Here is a 19,310-nt window from a genome sequence, read left to right as displayed (position 1 = left end):
AGGCATTGATTCCCGCGCCACTGGAAGAAGTGACTTGGCAGACCGTCACTGAAGCACTGCTCACCCATCGAGCCATTGAAGTGACCTATCTATCGCGCAGCAGTGAAAAAGAGCGGTTTTTCACCTTGCACCCGCAGGGGCTGGTCAGTCGCCATAGCGTGACCTACCTGGTGGCGACGGTGAATGACTACACCGACCTGCGGCAGTTCGCCCTGCACCGCATTCGTCATGCCCAGTTGAGTGAAACCGCCTGGAACGAAAAAAGCGATTTCGACCTGGATGCTTACATTCAAGGCGGTGCCTTCGGTTATCGCCAAAGCCAGAAGACGATTACTCTGAGTGTGAACGTTGCACCACAAGTGGCCTGGTTATTGACCGAAACACCGCTCTCCACCGAGCAGTCCCTCACCCCCCTGCCCGATAGCCGTTGGCAACACCTGGAAGCCCAGGTGCCCGATGATCAGCAAACCCTCTGGTGGCTGATGGCCATGGGGGCTAACGTGCAAGTGCTGGCCCCTGCCGACTGGCGGGATGACATCGTCGACACGGCGCGCCAGGTGATAGCTCAACATCACACGCCAGAGAAACTTCTCTCCACCTCTTGAAAAAAGCAATCATTTATTAGCGAAATACGGATGCCACCGCTGTCAATGCCACCCGCTGGGCACTGTTCGGTGCAATGAAGTCCACTGGTCTACCCGTCGCCGTGGGCAGCGGCGGTCGCACCAAGTACAACCGTCAGCGCCTGGGCATTCCCAAGACCCACGCCCTGGATGCGGCCTGTGTCGGCAAGTTCGATACCCTGAAAGGCTGGCGGGTACCCACCCAGGTCATCAAGGCCATGGGGCGCGGCAGCTACAAGCGCACCCGGCTCGACAAGTACGGTTTTCCGCGTGGCTACCTGATGCGCCAGAAGCAAGCACAAGGTTTTCAGACCGGCGATAGGGTCAGAGCAATTGTCCCGACCGGCAAGAAGGCCGGCACGCATACGGGTCGCGTGGCAATCCGCAAGACTGGCAGTTTCAATATTCAAACCGAACAGGGCGCGGTACAGGGCATCTCCTGGCCCTACTGCACTCTGTTGCAACGCGGTGATGGCTACGGCTACCATCAGATACCCACGACTCAACACTAAAGGAGGCGCGGACAGGGAATCCCGAGTCGTGCGGCACACGACGCGCTATCCCTCCCGGCGCTAAAGCAACCGGGTTTCCCGCGCAAAACGATGAACCGCAACGTCATTCTGACCTGTGCCGTCACCGGCGCCGGCGATACCACCGGCAAGAGCCCCAATGTGCCCGTCACGCCCAAGCAGATCGCCAACGACTGCATCGCCGCCGCCAAGGCGGGTGCCAGCGTGGCGCATATTCATGTACGTGACCCCGAGACCGGCGGCATCAGCCACTCCGTGGATCACTTCCGTGAAGTGATGGCGCGGGTGCGGGAGGCCGACGTCGACATCGTCATGAACATCACCGCTGGCGGCGGTGGTGATTGGATTCCCGATGCGGCCGATCCCACCTGCGGCGGCCCGGGTACCGATATCCAGACCCCGGCCCAGCGTCATGAACCGGTGGGCGAGCTTTTACCGGAGCTGTGCACCCTGGACTGCGGCAGCCTCAACTTTGGCGACATGGTTTATGTGAACCCTGCCGACTGGCTGCGCGAGCACGCCCGGCTGGTGCAGGCGGCAGGCGTCAAGCCGGAGCTTGAATGCTTCGATCTGGGCCACGTGCGGTTCGCCCGCCAGCTGCAGCAAGAGGGCCTGATCGACGGCGACCCGCTTTATCAGCTGTGCCTGGGCATTCCCTGGGGGGCCGAGGCCGACCCCGAAACCATGCTGGTCATGCGCAACAAGCTACCGGCGAATGCCCATTGGGGAGCCTTCGGCATCGGCCGCCACCAGATGCCCATGGTGGCCCAGGCGGTACTGTTGGGTGGCCACGTCCGGGTCGGCCTGGAAGACAACCTTTATCTGAAGAAGGGGGTGCTGGCTACCAACGCTCAGCTGGTGGAGAAAGCCGTCACCCTTATCGAGAACCTCGGCACCCGCGTGATGACGCCTGCCGAGACCCGTGCGCATCTCGGGCTGCGCGACCCGCGCACCGGCAAGATAGTCGAGGATATCGCAGGAGGTGACAGCTTTGCGTATAGAAAACCAAGGTTTGTTTGCGAATGATGTCATCATGTTGAACCAACCCCGGCGCAATCTCGGTTGCTTTAGCTTCGAGTCAAGCCGGCTCGGCCAGGGAAGGCCGCTATCGGCGGCGTAGCCGCCGCGATTGTTGTTCACCTTGCTCGGAGGTGGGGCGTTGCTGGTCGGTGATGTACTGCGTCACGATATCCAGCGGTGCGCCTCCGCAACTGACGGCGCAGTAGGACGGTGACCAGAACTGGCTGCCCCAGCGTTTGTCGGCGATGTCTTGTGCAAACGCCTTGCGTATCACGTAAGCACTCTTGCCTTTGAGCTTGCCGATAAAGTGAGACAGGGCTTTCTGCGGCGGGCAGATGACCAGCAGGTGGAGATGGTCGGCCTCGCCGTTAAACTCGATCAATTCGCCCTGCATCTGCTCACAGGTTTCGCGCAACACCGCGTCCAAACGGACCAGCATCGACTCGGTGAAGACATCACGCCGATATTTCGGGACAAAGACAAGGTGGTAGTAAAGTCGGTAAACGCATGACCTGCCAGTTCTCCAGGGGTACTCGTCACTCATAGTCTTGACTCATTAGGGGTATGGCGCTAGCCTGGAATCATTGTCCTGTTTATGCAACCAGGTCCCTTATGGCACAGCGCGGTTTTTCATTAAGCATTTCGGATCGCCTGTCTTCATGACAGGCGACCGCCTTTGCTCAATGGATAGGTGGCGCGAATGTGCTGCGTAATTGTAAGGTGCGTGAGTATCGTGACTTGCTGGCGCAAGGCCGAGGAACCGAGATCAACCAGGCGTACGCCCCGATCAAGCAAGCCCCTGACGTTGCCTTCCTGAAAGACATCCCCGTTCAAATCCTGCGTAACGCCGCCAGCTCGGCCTATGCCGATGCGGAAGCCGCCCGAAAAGGGATTTCCAGGTTTCCCAAGGTCAAAGGCCGAAACAAGAAACGTAGCGGTATCATCCACCCAGGAGTTGTTTGATCGTCAGCCTGTCGCAAGCGACAAGACTCAGGTGACGATCTATGACTCGGTAACCAGGAAGCGCACCAAGCTGTTTTCTATCACCGTGCCTTATTCGCCCGCGTCACTGAGCAAGCAGTTTGTCATCAGCCACCAGGGACGCAGCTTCACGTTCTCTGGCTCACTGGATGATGGTCAGACCTACCCTGACAACGAGGCGCTACTCAACGACGTTGCGTACCTTGATGACGACAAGCTGCTGGGTTATATCACCGGACTGGACGGCGGTGTTGCCCGCCCCCTTCAGGCCTGCAATGGCACAATCTTCGACTACACCCCGGAAGAAAAGCGCCAGCTTCGGCGGCATAACGACCGGATCAAGCGGCTCCAGGCAGCCCTCAGTGGCAAGAAACGTCGCAATGGCAATAAGTCCAGGCGCTGCGAGTCGAACAATCAGCGTCATCTTGCCAACCAGATATCCACCCTGCATGGCAAGATTCGTCGACTGCGCCGGAATTTCGCGCATCGCGTGTCGCGGAACGTCGTGGAAACGTCAGGTGAGATCATCTGTGTGGAAGACCTCAAACTCAAGGCGATGACCAGGCGGGCGAAGAAGAAAACCCAAGGCTGCCAGACTCTTAAAAATGGGGCAAGGGCCAAGTCCGGGCTTAACCGCAGCCTGAACAATGTCGGCCTGGGACAGATATATACCCTGATCAAATACAAGGCCAATGCCCGGAACAAGGCGTTTCTCAAGATCAATCCGGCGTACACCTCGAAGGAGTGTCATGCCTGTGGCAGCCGCAACACCGAGCGGCCCACTCAAGCCGGGTTTCATTGCCTGGCATGCGGCCTCAAGGCCAATGCGGACGAGAATGCCGCCCGCAATATCGCCAAGCGAGGCGTCAGAGACATCAAGAGCGGAGCGTTTGCTGCTAAGGCAAAACCGCGCAAGACCATAGCAAGACGACGTAAGAAGCACCTGGAGAGTGATCTTCCCCTGGTGGGCGAACGGCCATCAGGTAAAAAATCAGAAAGCCGAGAGGACGGTCTGGCCAGTTTGGCAGCCTCCCACGTCTCGATGGTCGAGACGTCTGGAATAAGCCCCGAGACCTCGGGCAGTCTTCATTTGCCTCACACTGAGGCAGCGACGCTTTCTACAACAAAGGTCGACCCGTCAGGGTAGACTGGAAACCTCCTTGCTTTAGCTGGAGGTAGTTCATAGCGAAGGCGTAAGTGTTGGCTCCTTTGTCAGTCGCGACCAGCCAGTGGAGCGACTGACTGAATGCCGTTCTTCTCAGTCAGGGTCAGTAAGCGCAATGCGGGTCCACCAGGGCACTTCACACCACGTTCCCAATCGGATATCAGGTTCCTGCTGACATTCAAATAACAAACTCTGACTTAACCAGAACAAAAGCAATTGGTCAGGCTGCGACCTTCGCTGTCGCACCAGCATGCCAAACTGGCATCTCATTCGATAAGGGAGATCGCCATGCGTTGGGCCACCGTACTGAATGCCCCGAAAGGTAACGTGAACGACGATTCTTGCGATCCTGAGGAATGTCTTTTTGCACAAGTTGTGGCAGTCCGCCTGGCGCTGATTCATGGACGCTCCCTACAACTGGACGAAGATGACTGGCAGTTGTTGTTGGGCTGGCTGGATATCGGGGTACCTGAAGCCAGCGCCGGTCAGCAGCGCTTCTCGGTCTTCCATGAGGCACTCAGTCACTGGCTTAGTCGCAACACCAAGGCGTTGAATAAGCAGGAGGACATTGATTGTCTGCTAGCGATTGCCAGCAAGCGTGTGGCACGTCTATTGCACTTGGATGAAGTGGAACATGATATCCTGGTGTTGGCCTGGTTAGCCCTGCGCCATCAGCCACTGCGTACTGTCCTGGTCGGCATCGAGGCCAGTCAATCGGCCAAGACACTCAGCTTGCTCCTGGGACATCCTGCCAACGCCGTTCACCAGGCCAGCCAACAGGAACCCAACCGCTTAAAGAGCCTGGGCATTCTCGGCAAAGGCAAGTCACACTTCATGGACATGGACGATGTCTTGGGTGCTGGCTACCTACTGGAACAGCTGGCGCCCTTGTTAGCGCAACACCTTGATTTTCGCTGTAAGGGCGCCTTGGATCAGATGCTGCATGAGCGTCTACTGGAGCTCTGTCCGCGCTTATCAAAGGGGGACTTCTCTTTAGCCAGCTTTTCTCAGGTTCCGCTGCGCCAGCTGATACGCGACTATCTTCACCACGCCCTGGCCCAAGGGCAGCGTGGTGCCAATGTATTGATTTACGGCAAGCCCGGCGTAGGCAAGACTGAGTTCGTGAAATCCCTGGCCACACAGCTGGGTGCCGAGCTTTACGGGGTACCGGTCGCTGAAAAAGACCAACAGCCACTGTCGCCACATTCACGTCTAGGACGGTTTCAAGTGGTGCAACAATTATTGGCCAAGCGTCAGGACGCCCTGGTGATGTTTGATGAGATTGAGGACGTGCTCAACGGTAGCTCCGCTCTGCCCAAAGGCTGGACCAATCAGTTACTGGAAGACAACTCAACGCCGAGTTTATGGGTAAGTAACAGCATCCATTGGCTGGATCAGGCCTACCTGCGCCGTTTCGACCTTATCGTGGAAGTTCAGACTGTTACCGGACTGAATGCCAAGCGCCAGCATCGTGAACTTCTCGCTGCATTGCCCGTCACCACGGCTGCTCGCGATACCTTGGCCACTCAATCCTGGATGACGCCGGCCATGGCGACCCAGCTCAACCGTTTGGCACCCCTTCTGGATACCAAGGCACCGCTGCGCAACCAACAGCACCTTGACCAGGTGATACAAGCCCGCCTGAAAGCCCAAGGCGTTACCGATGGCAACGTGTTCTCTCGTTTGAATAACGACAAACAAATCCCTGCCATGCCTCCCTATGACATGGCCTGGCTTAATACTCGCCCGGGGCTGAGCCAGATTATTACGCGACTGCAGCGTCGCCAACGTGGTCGCCTGTGTTTGCATGGTCTGCCCGGCAGCGGCAAAACGGCCTTGGCTGCCCACGTGGCCAACACCCTGAATCGCGAGCTAATCACTGCTCACGCCAGCAGCCTGTTGGATGCTTTTGTGGGTGGCACCGAGCAAAAGATTGCAGAAGTATTCGCCCTTGCCCGTGAAAAGAATGCCGTACTGCTGCTTGATGAGGTGGATTCTCTGCTCATGAACCGCGATAACGCCCACCAAAGCTGGGAAATATCCCAGACCAACGAACTGCTGGTGCAACTGGATACCTTCGATGGCATCTTGCTGGCCACCACCAACCGGGTGGAAAGCCTAGACCGTGCCGTGATGCGCCGTTTCGATCTCAAGGTGGGTTTTCTACCTCTGCAGCCAGATCAGCTGCGCAACCTGTTACAACAAGTGCTGCCAATCCGTGACCATGCCCGCCTGGCAGCCATTCCCCATCGCCACTTGGCCCATCGCCAGCTCACACCAGGTAATGTCCGCACGGCCCTGGATCAACTGGATATGCGTGGTCTGCCGATACGCCTGAATCAGCTGATGGACGCTCTCGCTCTGGAAGAGCAGGAGCAGAATGGCACACGACGGGGCATTGGGTTTTTGGGATAATGCTTTCATGCAAGCCAACAAAAGGAATTGAAACGATGCTTTGCTTTTCTTACGGTTCGAACATGTCATCAAAGCGCCTCCTGGCGCGCCTTTCATCAGCCAGCTTCGTGATGGTCGCGCGCTTGCCGTACTATCGTCTTGCATTCCATAAGGCCGGCACCGATGGGTCGGGAAAAGGCGACATAGTGCCCGCCTCGGCCCAAGCCGAGGTGTATGGGGTAGTCTGGGAAATTCCTGATACCCAGAAGGCCGTTCTCGACAGCTTCGAGGGGCTGGGTTTCGGCTACGACGAAATTACCATCACCGTTTTCGATCTGACCACCGACAAGCCTATGGATGTGCAAGCCTATATCGCCACACGCACACGCAGTGGCTTGAAACCTTATGATTGGTACAAGAACCATGTGATCAATGGCGCCCGAGAGCATGGCCTGCCGGAGCACTACATCGCCGCTCTGGAAGCCGTTAAGGCCTTGGAAGACAAAAAGCGCAAACGGTTTGAGCAAGAGGTTGCGATATATCAGTAAGGCAGCCCCGAATGGCATTCGGTGAAAAGTTAGCTCGTAAGCAACAGTCTATCCACACAAGGCATGCCATCGCATTGAAGCTGCTTTCAGGGTTCTCAGTGGACGGTCGGAGCAGATTTTTCTACCGAAAACCGGAGAGAGGACCATCGTTGATCGCCGACAGCGCCTCGTTAGCCTCTAGGATCTGCGCCTCGATAGCGGTGACGCCCATGTTCTTCAAGCGGGCGGTATGCATCTTGCAGTAGGCTTCGGCGTCTGCGCGGGTTGTGAACAGGTAGACACCGCCGGCTCGCTTACTCTCCGTATCTTCGGTCCAGATCTTCCAGAGTAGGCCGGGTTCGTTGTTGATGGATTGAGCCAGCGGTGTCATCGCATCGACCATGGCCTCTCCGAAGGGGCCATCGAAAGGGAAATGGACCTGCAGTATCGTCGGCATGAAAGCCTCCTCATGATAGTAGATGGCGTTACCCGGCGTATGGCCATCTATAAAGAACTGTATTTTGGCTAAAACGCATTTCGCCAATAACTTAGCGATGTTTTGGAGACAATTCCATGCTGCCTGCCGATTTCCATGACTGCCTGCTGGAAAGCGCGGGCGATATCAAGCTGGGAGCACAAGGCCAGAGAGCGCATGATGCGGGAAATACGCAAGTGATTATGCCCGCCCGCCTTAAGCCAAATATGCGTTGAGATGGATAATCTGGGTTGTGCGAAAATAGCGCTGCCTTCCCGCGATAGCCCAAAAAAATCTAGCATCACATTCAAGGATTGCTGCTGGCGCTGTCGTAGCGACGCGTCTTTCTCGAAAGCAGCTTGCACTAACGGTGTTAGCAAGGGAGCGAATGCGTTGAAGCGGCCTGCTTCCGGTACGGGAAACAGCCACTGAATATAGTCGTGCGTATGCTCTAACCAAAATGGTGAGAGTGCCCAAATGTCTTCAATAGTGCGGCTTTCGTGATCGCAACCTTCGCCGCGGTAGAACGCAATCAAGCGTTGGTCATTATTCATTTAAGGCACTCCATTAACCTTCATGTTGATTCCTATATAGCAGCACCAGACCATAGAATAGCGTCTATATCTCATCGATATCCGCCAACAGGCGGGTGGTATCGCCGGGCTTGACCGGCATCGCCGTGGCGGGCATTAAAGCCAGCTGCACAAATTGACTGCGTAGTGCCTGGATGCGCGGATTGGGAGGCTTTGGGCGTGGATGCCGACGGCGCACGCCGAGAGGAAATTTCCGTAGGCGACGCTCGAACCACTCATCCGGTGCGCGAGACATATGCATCACCTGTGCACGTACCATGCCTGGCCGGTGCGGCATTAATGAGGTCAACAGAGTGGGGAGCGCACTGATAGGCGCCGTTTGAGTGATGAACGCCAAGATCTGCTGGCGCTGGGTGTCTTGCAGGTGCTCCCGCTTGAACGTGGCCACCAGGCGGCGCAGAAGGCGTGATTCCTTTTCCATCAAACGCTCAGTCTCGCTGCTATTCCCCTTTGGACCGCTGATCCACCACTGCATGGCTTGCAGCATCAGGGTCAGCACCGCCGGCGTCGCTTGCGAACGGGTCGCGTACGCTATCAACCGCTTGAGCGTTTCCTCCTGCTCACAGCCTTTGAGCATACTGTCGATATAGCCGTTGGCCGTATCGTTGTGCCCCTGGCAGATCTCCCAAATCACCAGGTCCGCCTGCCAGCCCTCTTCCACTCGATCCTGAGGAAAGTTCCAGCGCCAGTTCAGGTCCGCGCGGGCCAGCGCCCGTAGCTTGGCCTTGTGGTTACGGTGGCTACCCTGTTTGCCTTGAAGGTGATGGGCGGAAAGCTCACGGCGACATGCCCAGATCCCATCGGGGTCGAAGCCAAGCTCAGCGAGCTGCTTGAGTGCCAACAGGCTGTGCAAGGTGCCCAGGGGAGCACTGCGACGACTCAGCACTTCCAGCAAGATAGGCAATAATTCAATTTCCCCTTCCAGCAACCTCTCCAGGGTCTGGGTCACCGTGGCTTCATCGACATAGAAGCGTGCCTGCCCCAGCAAGGAGGGCGGCACGCTGCCATGGCAGTCGACTTCGATGCCATTGGGCAGCGCCACCGTGGTCAAGCGACGGCAATGATACAGGGTCAGTCGCTTGCCCTGGGCGAGTGTCATTGCCGAAAGCCGGGGCGCGTGTAACTGCACTTGCTCCCAGCGGCCTTGCACGGTCAGTTCCCGTAGCTTGCCTTTGACCACCAGGTCTCGGCCCACGCCGCTGACGGTCGTCAGCGCCTGAGTGTCTTCAAGGTGCAGCGTGTGGCCGTTGAGTACATTGACACAGCAGAGCCCGCTGGCGCCTTGCACCTGCACTCGCCCTGAGCCTGTCAGCGTCAGGTCGCGAAGCGAGTGGGCATTGACCACTAACCAGTCCGTCGGGCCGCTCAGGGACACGGCAGCCGACAGCGCATGATTGTCCAATGCGATTGTCAGTCCCGATTCCCGTGCATTCGAAAGAGCAGTGGGGTCGGCATCGGCGCCCAGCAGGCTCACATCCTTCCATGGACGCTTGGGCGCTTCGATGCGAAAGCTGCCTCCCGGCCAGGCCGCATCCATTTCGCTGACCGGCCCATGCAGGGTCAATGATCGGGGCGTTTCTTCCGCCGACAGATGAATGACTGCCCCTGATTGGCTGAGCGGCAAACGAATTTCACGCAGCTTGGGAACGTTGAGCAACATCAGGTGGAGGGGCTGTGGGCTTTCACAGCCCCGCAGGTCCAACACTTCCAGATGATCGGCTTCGATCAGATCCAATGCCCGCAGTCCTGGCTCGTTTATTACCAGAGCACGCCCCGCCAGGGCATTGCCGCAGCGTCCATGCAGGGCAACGCCCCCATTGCCGTCCAGTGCTACACGTGCAAATTTGGTCACATCGTTCATCGCATCCCTCCCTGTCAGGCGTCTTGCTGCATGGAAACCAGTATGCGGGGTGAAACCGACAGGCTGTGTCGCAACCTGGGCCGTCCTGAGTCGTGCTGTGTCCTTCTGATCCCGCGCTGTGTTATTGGCTACGTTGCTCAGAGCTATGTTGCTCAGCGCCACACCGCTCAGGCACAGGTGTCGGCCAGCTGCACCACCTCGCCCCAGACACTGGGCGGTTGACCATCCGACGTCAGACACCACAGCACCGGATACCCCGGGGCAACCGCCGGCGACTCGATGAAGCCATCGGTCAGCACCACCAGTGCCTGAGGCATCCGCGTGGTCAAGGCCTCGAACACAGGGCAGATATCGCTGCCCCCACCCCCCAAGCTTTGCCAGTGCGCCAGTTCGTGCAACTGGCTTTCGTTAAGGGTTCGCTGTTGGGTCACGCCGGTATCGAATTCTAGTATTTCCAGGGTGACCCGGTCGAAAGCACTGAGCATGCCGCGCAGCTCGCTGAGAAAATCCGGCAAGTCGCGCTGGCAGCTACCGCTGGTATCGATGGCCACGGCGAGTTCCAGTTGCTGGCCCCGATGGCTGGGCAGGTACAGGCCCCGATAGATGTGTCGACGTGAAGGGGGCAACCATTGGCGATCACCGCTGAACGTCGTGTGAAGAAAACGTGCCAGGACGGATTGCCAAGGCACCTGGGGATGACGCAGGCGCTCGACCAGGGTAGTTATGTGGCCCGGCAAGTGGCCCTGCTGACGTTGATGCTGCTGAGCGGTCGCCACCAAGCGCTGTTGCCAACGACGAGCCGCCTCGGCATTGACCTGCTGAGGCTGGAAATCCGCATCCTGGACATCGCCGGAAAGACCCAGCGCCCCCATGAGATCGTGTTCATCCAGTACCTTGCCACGCTGGCGACGCTGGGGATGGGCGCTGAGAGTCGCGTAGATCTGCTCCGCTGATTGCCCTCGGTAACGCCGGTGATACAGCGCATCCTCCGGGCAGTAGCCCAGTTCCTCGCGCAGCAGCGCATTCACTTCATAGTCACACGCCTGATTCCAGCACTCGGGCTGGCGGCCTAGCTGGCGACGATGATGGCCCAGCGCGCAATGCCAGACCTCATGGGCCAGGATAAAGCGCCGGTCAGCGTCACTGCGTGACGCCATGAAACGCGCATTGAAGAAAATCTGTTCGCCATCGGTGCCCGCCGTCGGCAACCGGTCATCCACCACGGCCACCAGGTTGAGTTGCATCAGCAGCTTGGCCGTAAAGGGCTGGCCCGCCAGCAGCACGGCCCGATCGGCTTCGCACTGGCGTTGCATCTTGCGCTTCAATAGTTGGTCGGCATCACTGGGGCGATCAGGCATCCATCACCTCGGCTTGCTGGGCGAGCGCTTGCTGCTGATGGCTGAGGTGTTGACTGAAGACACTGCCATGCTGCTGGGTCCAGGCATCGAAATCGGCGTGACTCATCAGCGCCAGGGTGCGTGCCTGGGTGGCCGTCTCATCGGCTCCCTGCATGGCATCCAATAACACCAGGGTGGCAAAGTCGCTGGAAAGCTCGCGGCTGATCGCATAGAAGCAGCTCAGGCGCTTGGCTTGCTGGGCCTCGTTGAGAGGTGCTTTCTGCCGCGCATGTTTCCACAGGTAATGCGCCAGGCTGCTGCAGAAAGCGTAACGTTGGTCGGCTCTCTGGGGGATCTGGACAGCCACGCGGCCCTCCAGCATGCCGGGGATATCGGGCAGCTTGCGCGCCCAGTCCCGAAACGCGAGAAACTCGGTACCCGCCCCGCTTCCCACCAAGCCGTGCACTAGCAATGCCAGTACGCCATCCGCCAGGCCCATGCCTTGGCTCAGCGACTGGGCGACCCGCGTCCAGCTACGCGGGCTCGGCCAGCCCTGCTCGACCTGACCGCTCATGTCGAAAAAATTCTCCGGGCGAAAACGCAGAAAGGCAATCACATCAGGATGTAACCCCTGCCCACTGGCCCAGCGTGTCCAGCTCTCCAGGTCCGCTTCGAGTAACAGGTGGCAAAAGCGATTGGCGAGTGCACTGGAGAAGGTCTGCGCCACGGCGCGGTCCTGGCTGCGGTTGCCGGCCGCGACGACCAGCCAGCCTGGAGGAAGCTGATAAAGATCGCCTAATCGACGATCGAGAATCAATTCATACGCCGCCACTTGCAGCGAACGGTCGGCGGCCGTCAGTTCATCGAACAAGATGATGCCGCGGCTCTCGGGGTCACGCGGCCATTCGCTGGCCAGCAGCCAATCCACGGCACCGCGCTCGATGTCCGGCACCGGCAGACCCCGCAAGTCCACGGGTTCCCGCTGAGAGAGGCGGATATCGATAAAGCCGATTCCCTGCTGTTCTGTGACCGTCTTGACGATACTGCTCTTGCCGACACCCGGTGGCCCCCACAGCATGATGGGGGGCAGTTCATTGGCCAGGGTCGGGGCGTCATTGAGCAGACGCAACTGGTGATCAAGCAGGGTAATGACGTCATTGGGCGTGGCATGCAGCATGTCGGCGTCTCCTTGAGCGTTGAGCGGCCATCAGCCGCTTGATCCTCAGTATGCAAGCCCTGTCCGACAGATGATGTCGGATGACCTCAGGCGGACGGAGTTTCTACCTGGCTCGCCATGCCACCAGCGAGCTGGTCTGCCATGTCGGTGATGGTCTCGACCCAGGCCAGTCGCTTGAGCCAGCGTGGCGGTAGCTGGCTCGCCCCCCAGGCAGCCCCGGCCAGCTGCCCCGCCACTGCCGCCACGGTATCGGCATCATTGCCAAGGTTAGCCGCCCGGACGATCGCCTCCTCTGCCGAGCCAGCCTTGCTGCAACACCATAGTGCGGCCTCCAGGGTGTCGATCACGTAACCGCTGGAAGAGATATCGTCTCGCGGCAGGTGGTGGAATAATCCCTGAGATATGCGCGCAATGGCCGTGCCTTGCATGGGAACGCTGGGCAGATCGTGCAGCACCTGGGACAAGGGCTGGCCTTGCAGCAGGCGCCAGAGAATCGCGCCCATCAGCGCCGCTGCATCCAGGCAGTCGTCACTGGCATGGGTGGTGCGACTGCTGTCCATGGCAACCTGAATTGCCTGCTGTTCGCTGGTGGCCGCCATTACCGCCGGTGCCAGGCGCATGATGCCGCCATTGCCACTCAAAGCAGGGTCTCGAGACCCGGCAAAGTCGCTTTTCTGTGCCTGATAGCGCTGCAAGGCACCCAGCGTGGTCATGCCAATATCGATGCACTTGCCCTGACAGCTCAGGTAGCCGTTATCGAGCCAGCGACAATAACGCTCAAGCTGATCGCCGGCATCCATGCCCTGGCAAGCGATCAGGCTATCGGCCAGGCACAGCGCCATGGCGGTGTCATCGGTCCACTCCCCGGGGGCCACGCCAAAGGCGCCGCCGCCCGTTAGTTGAGTCTGCAGGGGCCGGCTGTCGCGTTGGCAGAACTCCAGCGTCGTGCCTAGGGCATCGCCACAGGCAAGGCCGAGCATGGCACCGCGATAGCGATCCTGATGTTCAAGCGATGTGAGGGTCATGGGCATTCTCCTAACCACATGGGAAGTGATTGGAGAATGCCAGGGCGATACGACCGATGACGTCGTATAGAAAGCAATGCAGTAATGCGTCCTTGAATGTCGCATCACCCTGGCATACTGATGGCTTCGCTGCCAAAGAGGTTTGCCATGCGTTCTTTTTCCCATTTCGACATCATCGGTGATGTTCACGGCCACCAAGCATCTCTTCAGACGCTCCTGGAGAAGCTCGGCTATTCCACCGACCGCGGGGTCTGGCAGCATCCCGAGCGTCAGGCCATTTTCGTGGGAGACCTCATCGACAAGGGACCCGACCCGGCAGGCGTCCTTACGCTGGTGCGTGACATGGTGGAAGCCGGCACAGCACGCATGGTAGTGGGCAACCACGAGCTGAACTGGGTGCGTGATGCCCACGCAGAGACCGGCGATATTCGCAGCTTCGTGCATGCGACACGCGAGCATTACGATCGCATTCGCCTGGTCAGCGGTTTCAGTGATGACATCGCCTCGTTGCGGACGCATTTTGACTGGTTGCGGCGCCAGCCGCTGTTTATCGATGAACCCGGGCTACGGGTGGTGCATGCTTGCTGGAATGACACCGCCATCGCCTGCCTGAAAGCGCAAGGCATCAATCGCCTGGATGCCGAGGGCATGCGCCGCTACAGCGACGCCTATTCGGAGGTTTATCTGGCCATCGACCTGATCGTCGCGGGCTGCGAACATGAATGTCTTGACCACACGTCCAGCAATGGCTTTCGTAGCCTGCGCCGTCGTGTGCGTTGGTGGCCGACGGATCATGCATGCATCAATCCCCTCGAACTGCAGCCGACCCCGGCAAAGGCCATCGGTTACCCGGAAACGGCATCACCGGTATTCTTCGGTCATTACGCCTTGGTCGGCACACCCACCCCCTTGGGCGCCAATGTGGCAGGGGTCGATTATTCGGCGGCTTATGAAGGGGCGCTGGTGGCTTACCGACACACACCGGGCGTGAGATTATCCAGCGACCGTTTTGTGAGCGTCCCCACAACAGGCACCCCGACCCATGACTGACACTGAACGCGCCCTGGGCGGCATGCTGGCTCTGGCCTGTGGCGATGCGCTGGCCAACGGCGTGGAATTCCAGCCCCGCAACAGCTATCCCCCCATTACCACCATGGACGATGCGCCACGTTACCTGCCGGTGGGGCAATGGTCGGATGACACGGGACTTGCCCTGTGCCTGGGGGAGAGTCTCATCGCCTGCCAAGGCTTTAACGCTCACGATCAGATGCAACGCTACGCCGCGTTTTTGTTCGCCGGTGTCGGTTGGCCTTGCGAGTCTCCCCTGATCGCCGGCAACACCATTACCAAGGCACTGAGTGATTTTGCTGCCAGCGATGATCCTTTCAGCGGCCCCACCCACCCATTGACGGCCGGTAATGGGGGATTGATGCGCCTGTTGCCGGTAGTGCTGGCCAGCTACGGTGACAAAGCCCGCTTACGCCAGTGGAGCCGTGAGGCGACCCGCACCACCCACGGCGCACTGGATTGTCTGGAAGCCAGTGAGCTGCTGGCATTGACTCTTGCCCAGCTGTTGCAAGGCGTCGAACGCGAGCAGGCGTTACAAGCCGGAAAGGCCGAAACCTGGAAAAGCGCCCGAGTTCAGGCTTTGGCTCAGGGTGAGTTTCAAGGCAAATCGAGGGACGCCATCAAGGCCAAGGGGTACGTCGTTGACACCCTGGAAGCCGCACTTTGGTGCTTTTCTCGGCATGATGATCTGGAAAGCGCCCTGCTAGCCGCCGCCAATCTGGGAGATGATTGTGACACGGTGGCGGCGATTACCGGACAACTGGCTGGCTGTTGCTATGGGCAGGCTGCCATTCCTCAGGCGTGGAAAGCAGGGTTGGTGGAGCGAAGGCGCATTGAAAACTTGGCGCTTGATCTGCTTACGCTCACTTCTTGAGGAAGATGCCCCATGGCCAAACAGCTGGAACGTCATCTGAACATTCTTCAGCATTTTCCGCGGCCGCCCGCCTACATCACAGCGGCTCAGCTGCATGAACGCCTGCCCCATGACCTCAACGTCACCAAGCGCACCGTGGAACGCGATCTAAAACAAATGAGCGCCAGCTTCCCGGACGCACTGGAGATGGTAGAAGGCCAAGGCGATAACGGTCGCGCCATTCATTGGCGGCTACGCTTTCGCCAAGGGTTATTGCCGGAAACGTTCTTGAACAACCCGGACCTGGCCATGACCCTGAGCCTGCTTGAGCAACAAGCCCGCAGCCGTCTTCCACGCGCCGTTCTGGACCGCCTGCTTCCCTATTGGGAGCAGGCGCGCACCGCTCACAAGCATAATGCCCAGACCCAACGCTGGCAGCGGGATTTTCAATACCTGCCGGATCCAATGCGCCCGGAACCGCCGAGTGTTGACCCTGAGATTCAGCACACTGTTGAGGACGCCTTGGCCAATGAACAACGGCTCACCGTGACACTGGAAACGCTTGATGGCTCGCTCACCTACGCCCGATTGCTGGCCCTCCGTCTGATACTGCAAGAAGAAGTGCTCTATATGCTGGTCGAAAACCTGGAAACCGATGACCCGGAAGCCAGCCTGTTGCTACTGCCGCTGCATCGCGTTACCCATGCAACGGCCTCGGGACTGGCCTCGGGTAGCGGGATCGAGCCCGACCTGGCCCAACAGCATCTGCTGGGAACGGGTGAGCTCATCACACTTGAGATGCGGGTCAGCCGCAGCCTGGCCGAGGCCCTGTTTGAACGCCCCATTGGCCATGGGCTACATATTCATGTCGATGGAGAGCACTACCGGGTGACCACAAAAATTGAAGACTCGCCCCAGCTACACCGCTGGTTGCAGCGTCGTGCAAACGAAATTGAGCAGTGTCCCTCTACATGCGACACGAAATGACTATCAAAAGGTAAGTCAACTACCTCGCCCTAAAGAGGGTGTCGCGAAAGGGATAAAGCCGTAAAATGATGTCTCTTTTGCCTGAGAGCTTACCGTGACGACCGCATGTATGCCCACGCCTGATGACAGGCAGTTTTCGCTTTTTCAGGTGTCGCCTGCTTCGTCCACCCCATCCTCTCGCGTCACGGCAACCTCGTCGGGACGACGCTTTCTGCACGGTGATGCCACGGCGATCTTCCTGGGCATGACACCGCTTGAAGTGTAGTGGTCTAATCCTACTGGACACCTCGCTAAGGTGGTAAAACTACCAACCGAGGTGACATATGACGACAGTAAACCAGCGTCGAGTATTCGACCCAGATTTTAAAAAAGAAGCCGTAGCCTTAGTGATCGAGCAGGGCTATGTTAGCAAATGTTAGCTTGCGGGCTGACCGACTTGCTTCCGTCGTGACGCGCCCCCTATGGCGACCGTGGCCGCGTTGTCAGGCGTCACTGGAACCATAGACCGTCTTCTGGCTTTCTGATGTAGGAGATTGCCGACTGTTTGCGTTCCATGAGCCGGGGCGGAATGCCCTTGCTAGCAACCTCGTCAGGGCGCCCTTCCCCGGCGTCATTGACGGGAAGGAGCTTGAACTACCACTGCATATCGAATTCAGGGTGAGGATCTAACTTACTCCAAGGGAGTTGGTCAGTCGGTTCGCTGGCACACTTTAGAAAAGCACGGGGGTCGGGTTCCACCCCGTTTCCAAAGACGGCCCTGAAACGGCCTCCGCTTGGGGTTTGGGGGTTTGGGGGTTTCATGTTTGTCGGGGGCGGGCCTGGCCCAGATGCGGGAGAGGAGGACGCGCTCAGGTGCTGCCATGGAAGCAGGTGGTCGTCCGCGCGGTGCGGTCACGACAGGATTCGGTGAGTCCGCGCCCGATGCACTGCGTCAGCTCGATTGTGGACACCGAGCTTCTTGTAGGCTCGCTCGGCCCGACTCTTGGCCGCTCCTCGAGAAATCCCCAGCTTGTCGGCGATGAGCGCGAAGCTGAGTTTCGTCGGCAGGTAGCGCAGCACGCGGATCTCTACCGGGGTGATCGAGGCGGCCATGCGGGCGGCAGCCGCCTGCTCGTCGGAGGCTCGCACGGCCTCCCGGTCCCGGGCGACGGCTTCATCCGCCGCTTTATCTGCGGCCGCGCCTCTTGCCACTGCCTCTTCGACGGCGCGGTCCGCGGCTGCCATGATCAGGCCCGCATTGCTGAGGGCGTCGGCGGCCTCGTTCGCCGCAGCCAGCTCCAGCAGGCCCGCCTCCGTCAGCACCTGGAGAGTCTCGGCGGCGGCCGCAGATCGGATCCGGGCCGAGGCGGCCGCGGCCTCGTCGGCTTCGGCCAGTGCAGCGACGGCCCGCAGTCTCGCTTCCGCTTCGGCAGCCTGCGCCGTGGCGATGGATCGAGCGGCCTGCTCCATTGCCGCGAGCTCGGTGTCGACGACCAGCCCGAGCTCCGGTGAGAGGAAACCGGATCCCAACAACGCGCCGTCCGCCTCGTCGATCACGTCGAAGAGCGCTCGGGCCCAGCGGTGGTCGACGAGCAGAAAGGCGACCGCCGTCCCGGCCGGCAAGGCCTGCGCCAGCACCCACAACTGGGCAGGTGCGCCATCACCGGGCTCGGCTCCAGCGCCGTCGTTCGGGAAGAGCCTTGCGACGAGCTCACCGAAGTCGTCGTCTCCACCGAGGGACGACTGGACGACGCTGCCGTCCTCGCCCTTCTCCACGATCATCATGTCCAGCACACGGACGCCACTGCGGGCCTCCAGTCGATCGACGGCGGCGAGAACCCGGGCGACCGGATCGCCTAGAGAGAGGGACACGGCGAGCAACTGGAACGGTCCGGACATCACGTCTACCCCTTCGCTTATGTTTATAAGAACAATAGACGGGTTATCGTAAGTTGTCCATGCAGCTGTTGATGCCAGAAACCTCGCGATATCTTGTGCATACTGCATCGAATTGCACTCAATTCTCTCCTTGAATTTGTCAATTTGCCTCTGGAAATCGGCCATTGTTGAAGCGGGCACTGAGGTGGATCCCATCGACTGGACAGAAGTCCGGAATTTTTACAACAAACGAGACACCCACTCGTAGTGGCGGCCAAGAAGGCGGTTGATCGGTGATCACATTCGATCGTCCGCCTGCGGAGCGAAATATTCAGTCGCCACCACCGAGAGTGCCAGTGTCCAAAAATAAGAAAAATCGTGCCGGATAGAGAGGATCATCAAGTACCACAAGCCGGCGTAAGGGACCAACGTATTGATAAGCTGCCAGATCGCCTTGCCACGACTGGAGGTGCAGTAAGGGTGCAGCGCCGGACGCACATCCGGCCACGAGGAATTGGCTTGCATATCGACTCCATCCGTTTTTTTGTGGTACTCAGGCCTTTGAGACCCTTTGCGCCGAGCGCAAGCAAACGCCGATTAAAATGCTTGTGATCCTTAAAATTCAGTTTTGACTACCTATCAGCCATGTTGTGCCCTTTGAACCTGTCAGACAACGGCGCATGAAACCAAAAATCAGGACCGATTATTTATCACCTGTACTAGGGTCTGTTGATGTTTGGTGGCAGGAAGATTTGGCAGGATAGGGGCAAGCTCACAGAATAGAGGTTCCGACACCAACAAACGGCGAGCCTGCCATGCCCCGACAAATGCTCACGG

Annotated in this window: 20 protein-coding genes; 11 read left to right on the top strand and 9 right to left on the bottom strand. The window is 59.0% G+C overall.

The features are described 5' to 3' along the window. The 3 genes from DU506_RS18320 to DU506_RS18310 all read left to right on the top strand — a co-directional run. Positions 1-605: helix-turn-helix transcriptional regulator (locus DU506_RS18320; protein ID WP_147273780.1), on the top strand; the 605-nt coding region annotated here is incomplete at its 5' end. 74 nt (positions 606-679) lie between these two features. Further along, positions 680-1,135 carry a hypothetical protein gene (locus tag DU506_RS18315; RefSeq protein WP_235825783.1) on the top strand — a complete coding sequence of 152 codons (456 nt, stop codon included), beginning with the start codon at positions 680-682 and terminating at the stop codon, positions 1,133-1,135. Between the two features lie 90 nt (positions 1,136-1,225). Continuing rightward, a complete protein-coding gene (locus DU506_RS18310; protein ID WP_114488312.1) occupies positions 1,226-2,179 on the top strand; it encodes a beta-keto acid cleavage family enzyme in 954 nt (317 codons plus the stop codon). 79 nt (positions 2,180-2,258) lie between these two features. Here DU506_RS18310 and tnpA read toward each other — a convergent pair whose 3' ends face one another. Beyond that, positions 2,259-2,717 (bottom strand): IS200/IS605 family transposase, encoded by a 459-nt coding sequence (tnpA, locus tag DU506_RS18305; RefSeq protein ID WP_114488311.1) that lies wholly within the window; start codon positions 2,715-2,717, stop codon positions 2,259-2,261. A gap of 158 nt (positions 2,718-2,875) precedes the next feature. Here tnpA and DU506_RS21755 point away from each other — a divergent pair, with 158 nt between their 5' ends. The 4 genes from DU506_RS21755 (at position 2,876) to DU506_RS18290 (ending at position 7,261) form a co-directional block, all read left to right on the top strand. Beyond that, complete coding sequence (locus DU506_RS21755; RefSeq protein WP_181870816.1) at positions 2,876-3,136, top strand: hypothetical protein; 261 nt, start codon at positions 2,876-2,878, stop codon at positions 3,134-3,136. After that, positions 3,129-4,301, top strand: a complete 1,173-nt coding sequence (locus DU506_RS18300) for an RNA-guided endonuclease InsQ/TnpB family protein (protein WP_220254452.1) — start codon at positions 3,129-3,131, stop codon at positions 4,299-4,301. The genes DU506_RS21755 and DU506_RS18300 overlap by 8 nt, the downstream gene beginning before the upstream one ends. 306 nt (positions 4,302-4,607) lie before the next feature. After that, positions 4,608-6,734 carry an AAA family ATPase gene (locus DU506_RS18295; RefSeq protein WP_114488309.1) on the top strand — a complete coding sequence of 709 codons (2,127 nt, stop codon included), beginning with the start codon at positions 4,608-4,610 and terminating at the stop codon, positions 6,732-6,734. Beyond that, positions 6,734-7,261 (top strand): gamma-glutamylcyclotransferase family protein, encoded by a 528-nt coding sequence (locus tag DU506_RS18290; protein ID WP_328587999.1) that lies wholly within the window; start codon positions 6,734-6,736, stop codon positions 7,259-7,261. The genes DU506_RS18295 and DU506_RS18290 overlap by 1 nt, the downstream gene beginning before the upstream one ends. Before the next feature lie 121 nt (positions 7,262-7,382). On the opposite strand, the gene DU506_RS18285 is transcribed toward DU506_RS18290, so the two are convergent. From DU506_RS18285 to DU506_RS18260, 6 genes are all read right to left on the bottom strand, one after another. Continuing rightward, positions 7,383-7,697 carry a monooxygenase gene (locus DU506_RS18285; RefSeq protein WP_114488307.1) on the bottom strand — a complete coding sequence of 105 codons (315 nt, stop codon included), beginning with the start codon at positions 7,695-7,697 and terminating at the stop codon, positions 7,383-7,385. 68 nt (positions 7,698-7,765) lie between these two features. Further along, on the bottom strand, positions 7,766-8,269 hold the full coding sequence (locus DU506_RS18280) for an opioid growth factor receptor-related protein (RefSeq protein WP_114488306.1): 504 nt from the start codon (positions 8,267-8,269) through the stop codon (positions 7,766-7,768). A 64-nt stretch (positions 8,270-8,333) separates the two neighbouring features. Next, entirely contained in the window at positions 8,334-10,169 is a 1,836-nt protein-coding gene (locus DU506_RS18275; RefSeq protein WP_114488305.1) for a hypothetical protein, read from the bottom strand. A gap of 167 nt (positions 10,170-10,336) precedes the next feature. Next, positions 10,337-11,527 carry a vWA domain-containing protein gene (locus tag DU506_RS18270; RefSeq protein ID WP_114488304.1) on the bottom strand — a complete coding sequence of 397 codons (1,191 nt, stop codon included), beginning with the start codon at positions 11,525-11,527 and terminating at the stop codon, positions 10,337-10,339. After that, complete coding sequence (locus tag DU506_RS18265; protein ID WP_114488303.1) at positions 11,520-12,683, bottom strand: ATP-binding protein; 1,164 nt, start codon at positions 12,681-12,683, stop codon at positions 11,520-11,522. The genes DU506_RS18270 and DU506_RS18265 overlap by 8 nt, the downstream gene beginning before the upstream one ends. A gap of 86 nt (positions 12,684-12,769) precedes the next feature. Further along, positions 12,770-13,708, bottom strand: coding sequence for an ADP-ribosylglycohydrolase family protein (locus DU506_RS18260; protein WP_220254451.1), 939 nt, complete (start codon positions 13,706-13,708; stop codon positions 12,770-12,772). Between the two features lie 147 nt (positions 13,709-13,855). On the opposite strand from DU506_RS18260, the gene DU506_RS18255 reads away from it, so the two are divergent. From DU506_RS18255 to DU506_RS21750, 4 genes are all read left to right on the top strand, one after another. Then, positions 13,856-14,758 carry a metallophosphoesterase gene (locus DU506_RS18255; protein ID WP_181870814.1) on the top strand — a complete coding sequence of 301 codons (903 nt, stop codon included), beginning with the start codon at positions 13,856-13,858 and terminating at the stop codon, positions 14,756-14,758. After that, positions 14,751-15,650, top strand: coding sequence for an ADP-ribosylglycohydrolase family protein (locus tag DU506_RS18250; protein ID WP_114488300.1), 900 nt, complete (start codon positions 14,751-14,753; stop codon positions 15,648-15,650). The genes DU506_RS18255 and DU506_RS18250 overlap by 8 nt, the downstream gene beginning before the upstream one ends. Positions 15,651-15,662: 12 nt before the next feature. Next, positions 15,663-16,616 (top strand): helix-turn-helix transcriptional regulator, encoded by a 954-nt coding sequence (locus tag DU506_RS18245; protein ID WP_114488299.1) that lies wholly within the window; start codon positions 15,663-15,665, stop codon positions 16,614-16,616. Between the two features lie 94 nt (positions 16,617-16,710). After that, positions 16,711-16,881 carry a hypothetical protein gene (locus tag DU506_RS21750; RefSeq protein WP_181870813.1) on the top strand — a complete coding sequence of 57 codons (171 nt, stop codon included), beginning with the start codon at positions 16,711-16,713 and terminating at the stop codon, positions 16,879-16,881. A gap of 626 nt (positions 16,882-17,507) precedes the next feature. Here the strand turns inward: DU506_RS21750 and DU506_RS18240 are convergent. Both DU506_RS18240 and DU506_RS18235 read right to left on the bottom strand, forming a co-directional pair. After that, entirely contained in the window at positions 17,508-18,494 is a 987-nt protein-coding gene (locus tag DU506_RS18240) for a response regulator transcription factor (protein ID WP_181870812.1), read from the bottom strand. A 276-nt stretch (positions 18,495-18,770) separates the two neighbouring features. Further along, positions 18,771-18,998: a hypothetical protein gene (locus DU506_RS18235; protein ID WP_114488297.1), complete on the bottom strand. Its 228-nt coding sequence runs from the start codon at positions 18,996-18,998 to the stop codon at positions 18,771-18,773. Between the last annotated feature and the right edge of the window lie 312 nt (positions 18,999-19,310).

It is taken from the genome of Vreelandella rituensis, from assembly GCF_003336665.1.
In the GTDB taxonomy this organism is placed as follows: domain Bacteria; phylum Pseudomonadota; class Gammaproteobacteria; order Pseudomonadales; family Halomonadaceae; genus Vreelandella; species Vreelandella rituensis.
This window is presented reverse-complemented; position numbering and strand designations above follow the sequence as displayed.

What these genes read in the sequence shown, in the direction of transcription:
- DU506_RS18235 (WP_114488297.1), bottom strand. Translation starts at nt 18,998, where the DNA reads ATGCAAGCCAATTCCTCGTGGCCGGATGTGCGTCCGGCGCTGCACCCT.
- DU506_RS18250 (WP_114488300.1), top strand. Translation starts at nt 14,751, where the DNA reads ATGACTGACACTGAACGCGCCCTGGGCGGCATGCTGGCTCTGGCCTGT.
- tnpA (WP_114488311.1), bottom strand. Translation starts at nt 2,717, where the DNA reads ATGAGTGACGAGTACCCCTGGAGAACTGGCAGGTCATGCGTTTACCGA.
- DU506_RS18240 (WP_181870812.1), bottom strand. Translation starts at nt 18,494, where the DNA reads ATGTCCGGACCGTTCCAGTTGCTCGCCGTGTCCCTCTCTCTAGGCGAT.
- DU506_RS18245 (WP_114488299.1), top strand. Translation starts at nt 15,663, where the DNA reads ATGGCCAAACAGCTGGAACGTCATCTGAACATTCTTCAGCATTTTCCG.
- DU506_RS18255 (WP_181870814.1), top strand. Translation starts at nt 13,856, where the DNA reads ATGCGTTCTTTTTCCCATTTCGACATCATCGGTGATGTTCACGGCCAC.
- DU506_RS18315 (WP_235825783.1), top strand. Translation starts at nt 680, where the DNA reads ATGAAGTCCACTGGTCTACCCGTCGCCGTGGGCAGCGGCGGTCGCACC.
- DU506_RS18290 (WP_328587999.1), top strand. Translation starts at nt 6,734, where the DNA reads ATGCTTTCATGCAAGCCAACAAAAGGAATTGAAACGATGCTTTGCTTT.
- DU506_RS18280 (WP_114488306.1), bottom strand. Translation starts at nt 8,269, where the DNA reads ATGAATAATGACCAACGCTTGATTGCGTTCTACCGCGGCGAAGGTTGC.
- DU506_RS18295 (WP_114488309.1), top strand. Translation starts at nt 4,608, where the DNA reads ATGCGTTGGGCCACCGTACTGAATGCCCCGAAAGGTAACGTGAACGAC.
- DU506_RS18310 (WP_114488312.1), top strand. Translation starts at nt 1,226, where the DNA reads ATGAACCGCAACGTCATTCTGACCTGTGCCGTCACCGGCGCCGGCGAT.
- DU506_RS18270 (WP_114488304.1), bottom strand. Translation starts at nt 11,527, where the DNA reads ATGCCTGATCGCCCCAGTGATGCCGACCAACTATTGAAGCGCAAGATG.
- DU506_RS18285 (WP_114488307.1), bottom strand. Translation starts at nt 7,697, where the DNA reads ATGCCGACGATACTGCAGGTCCATTTCCCTTTCGATGGCCCCTTCGGA.
- DU506_RS18260 (WP_220254451.1), bottom strand. Translation starts at nt 13,708, where the DNA reads ATGACCCTCACATCGCTTGAACATCAGGATCGCTATCGCGGTGCCATG.
- DU506_RS18275 (WP_114488305.1), bottom strand. Translation starts at nt 10,169, where the DNA reads ATGAACGATGTGACCAAATTTGCACGTGTAGCACTGGACGGCAATGGG.
- DU506_RS18265 (WP_114488303.1), bottom strand. Translation starts at nt 12,683, where the DNA reads ATGCTGCATGCCACGCCCAATGACGTCATTACCCTGCTTGATCACCAG.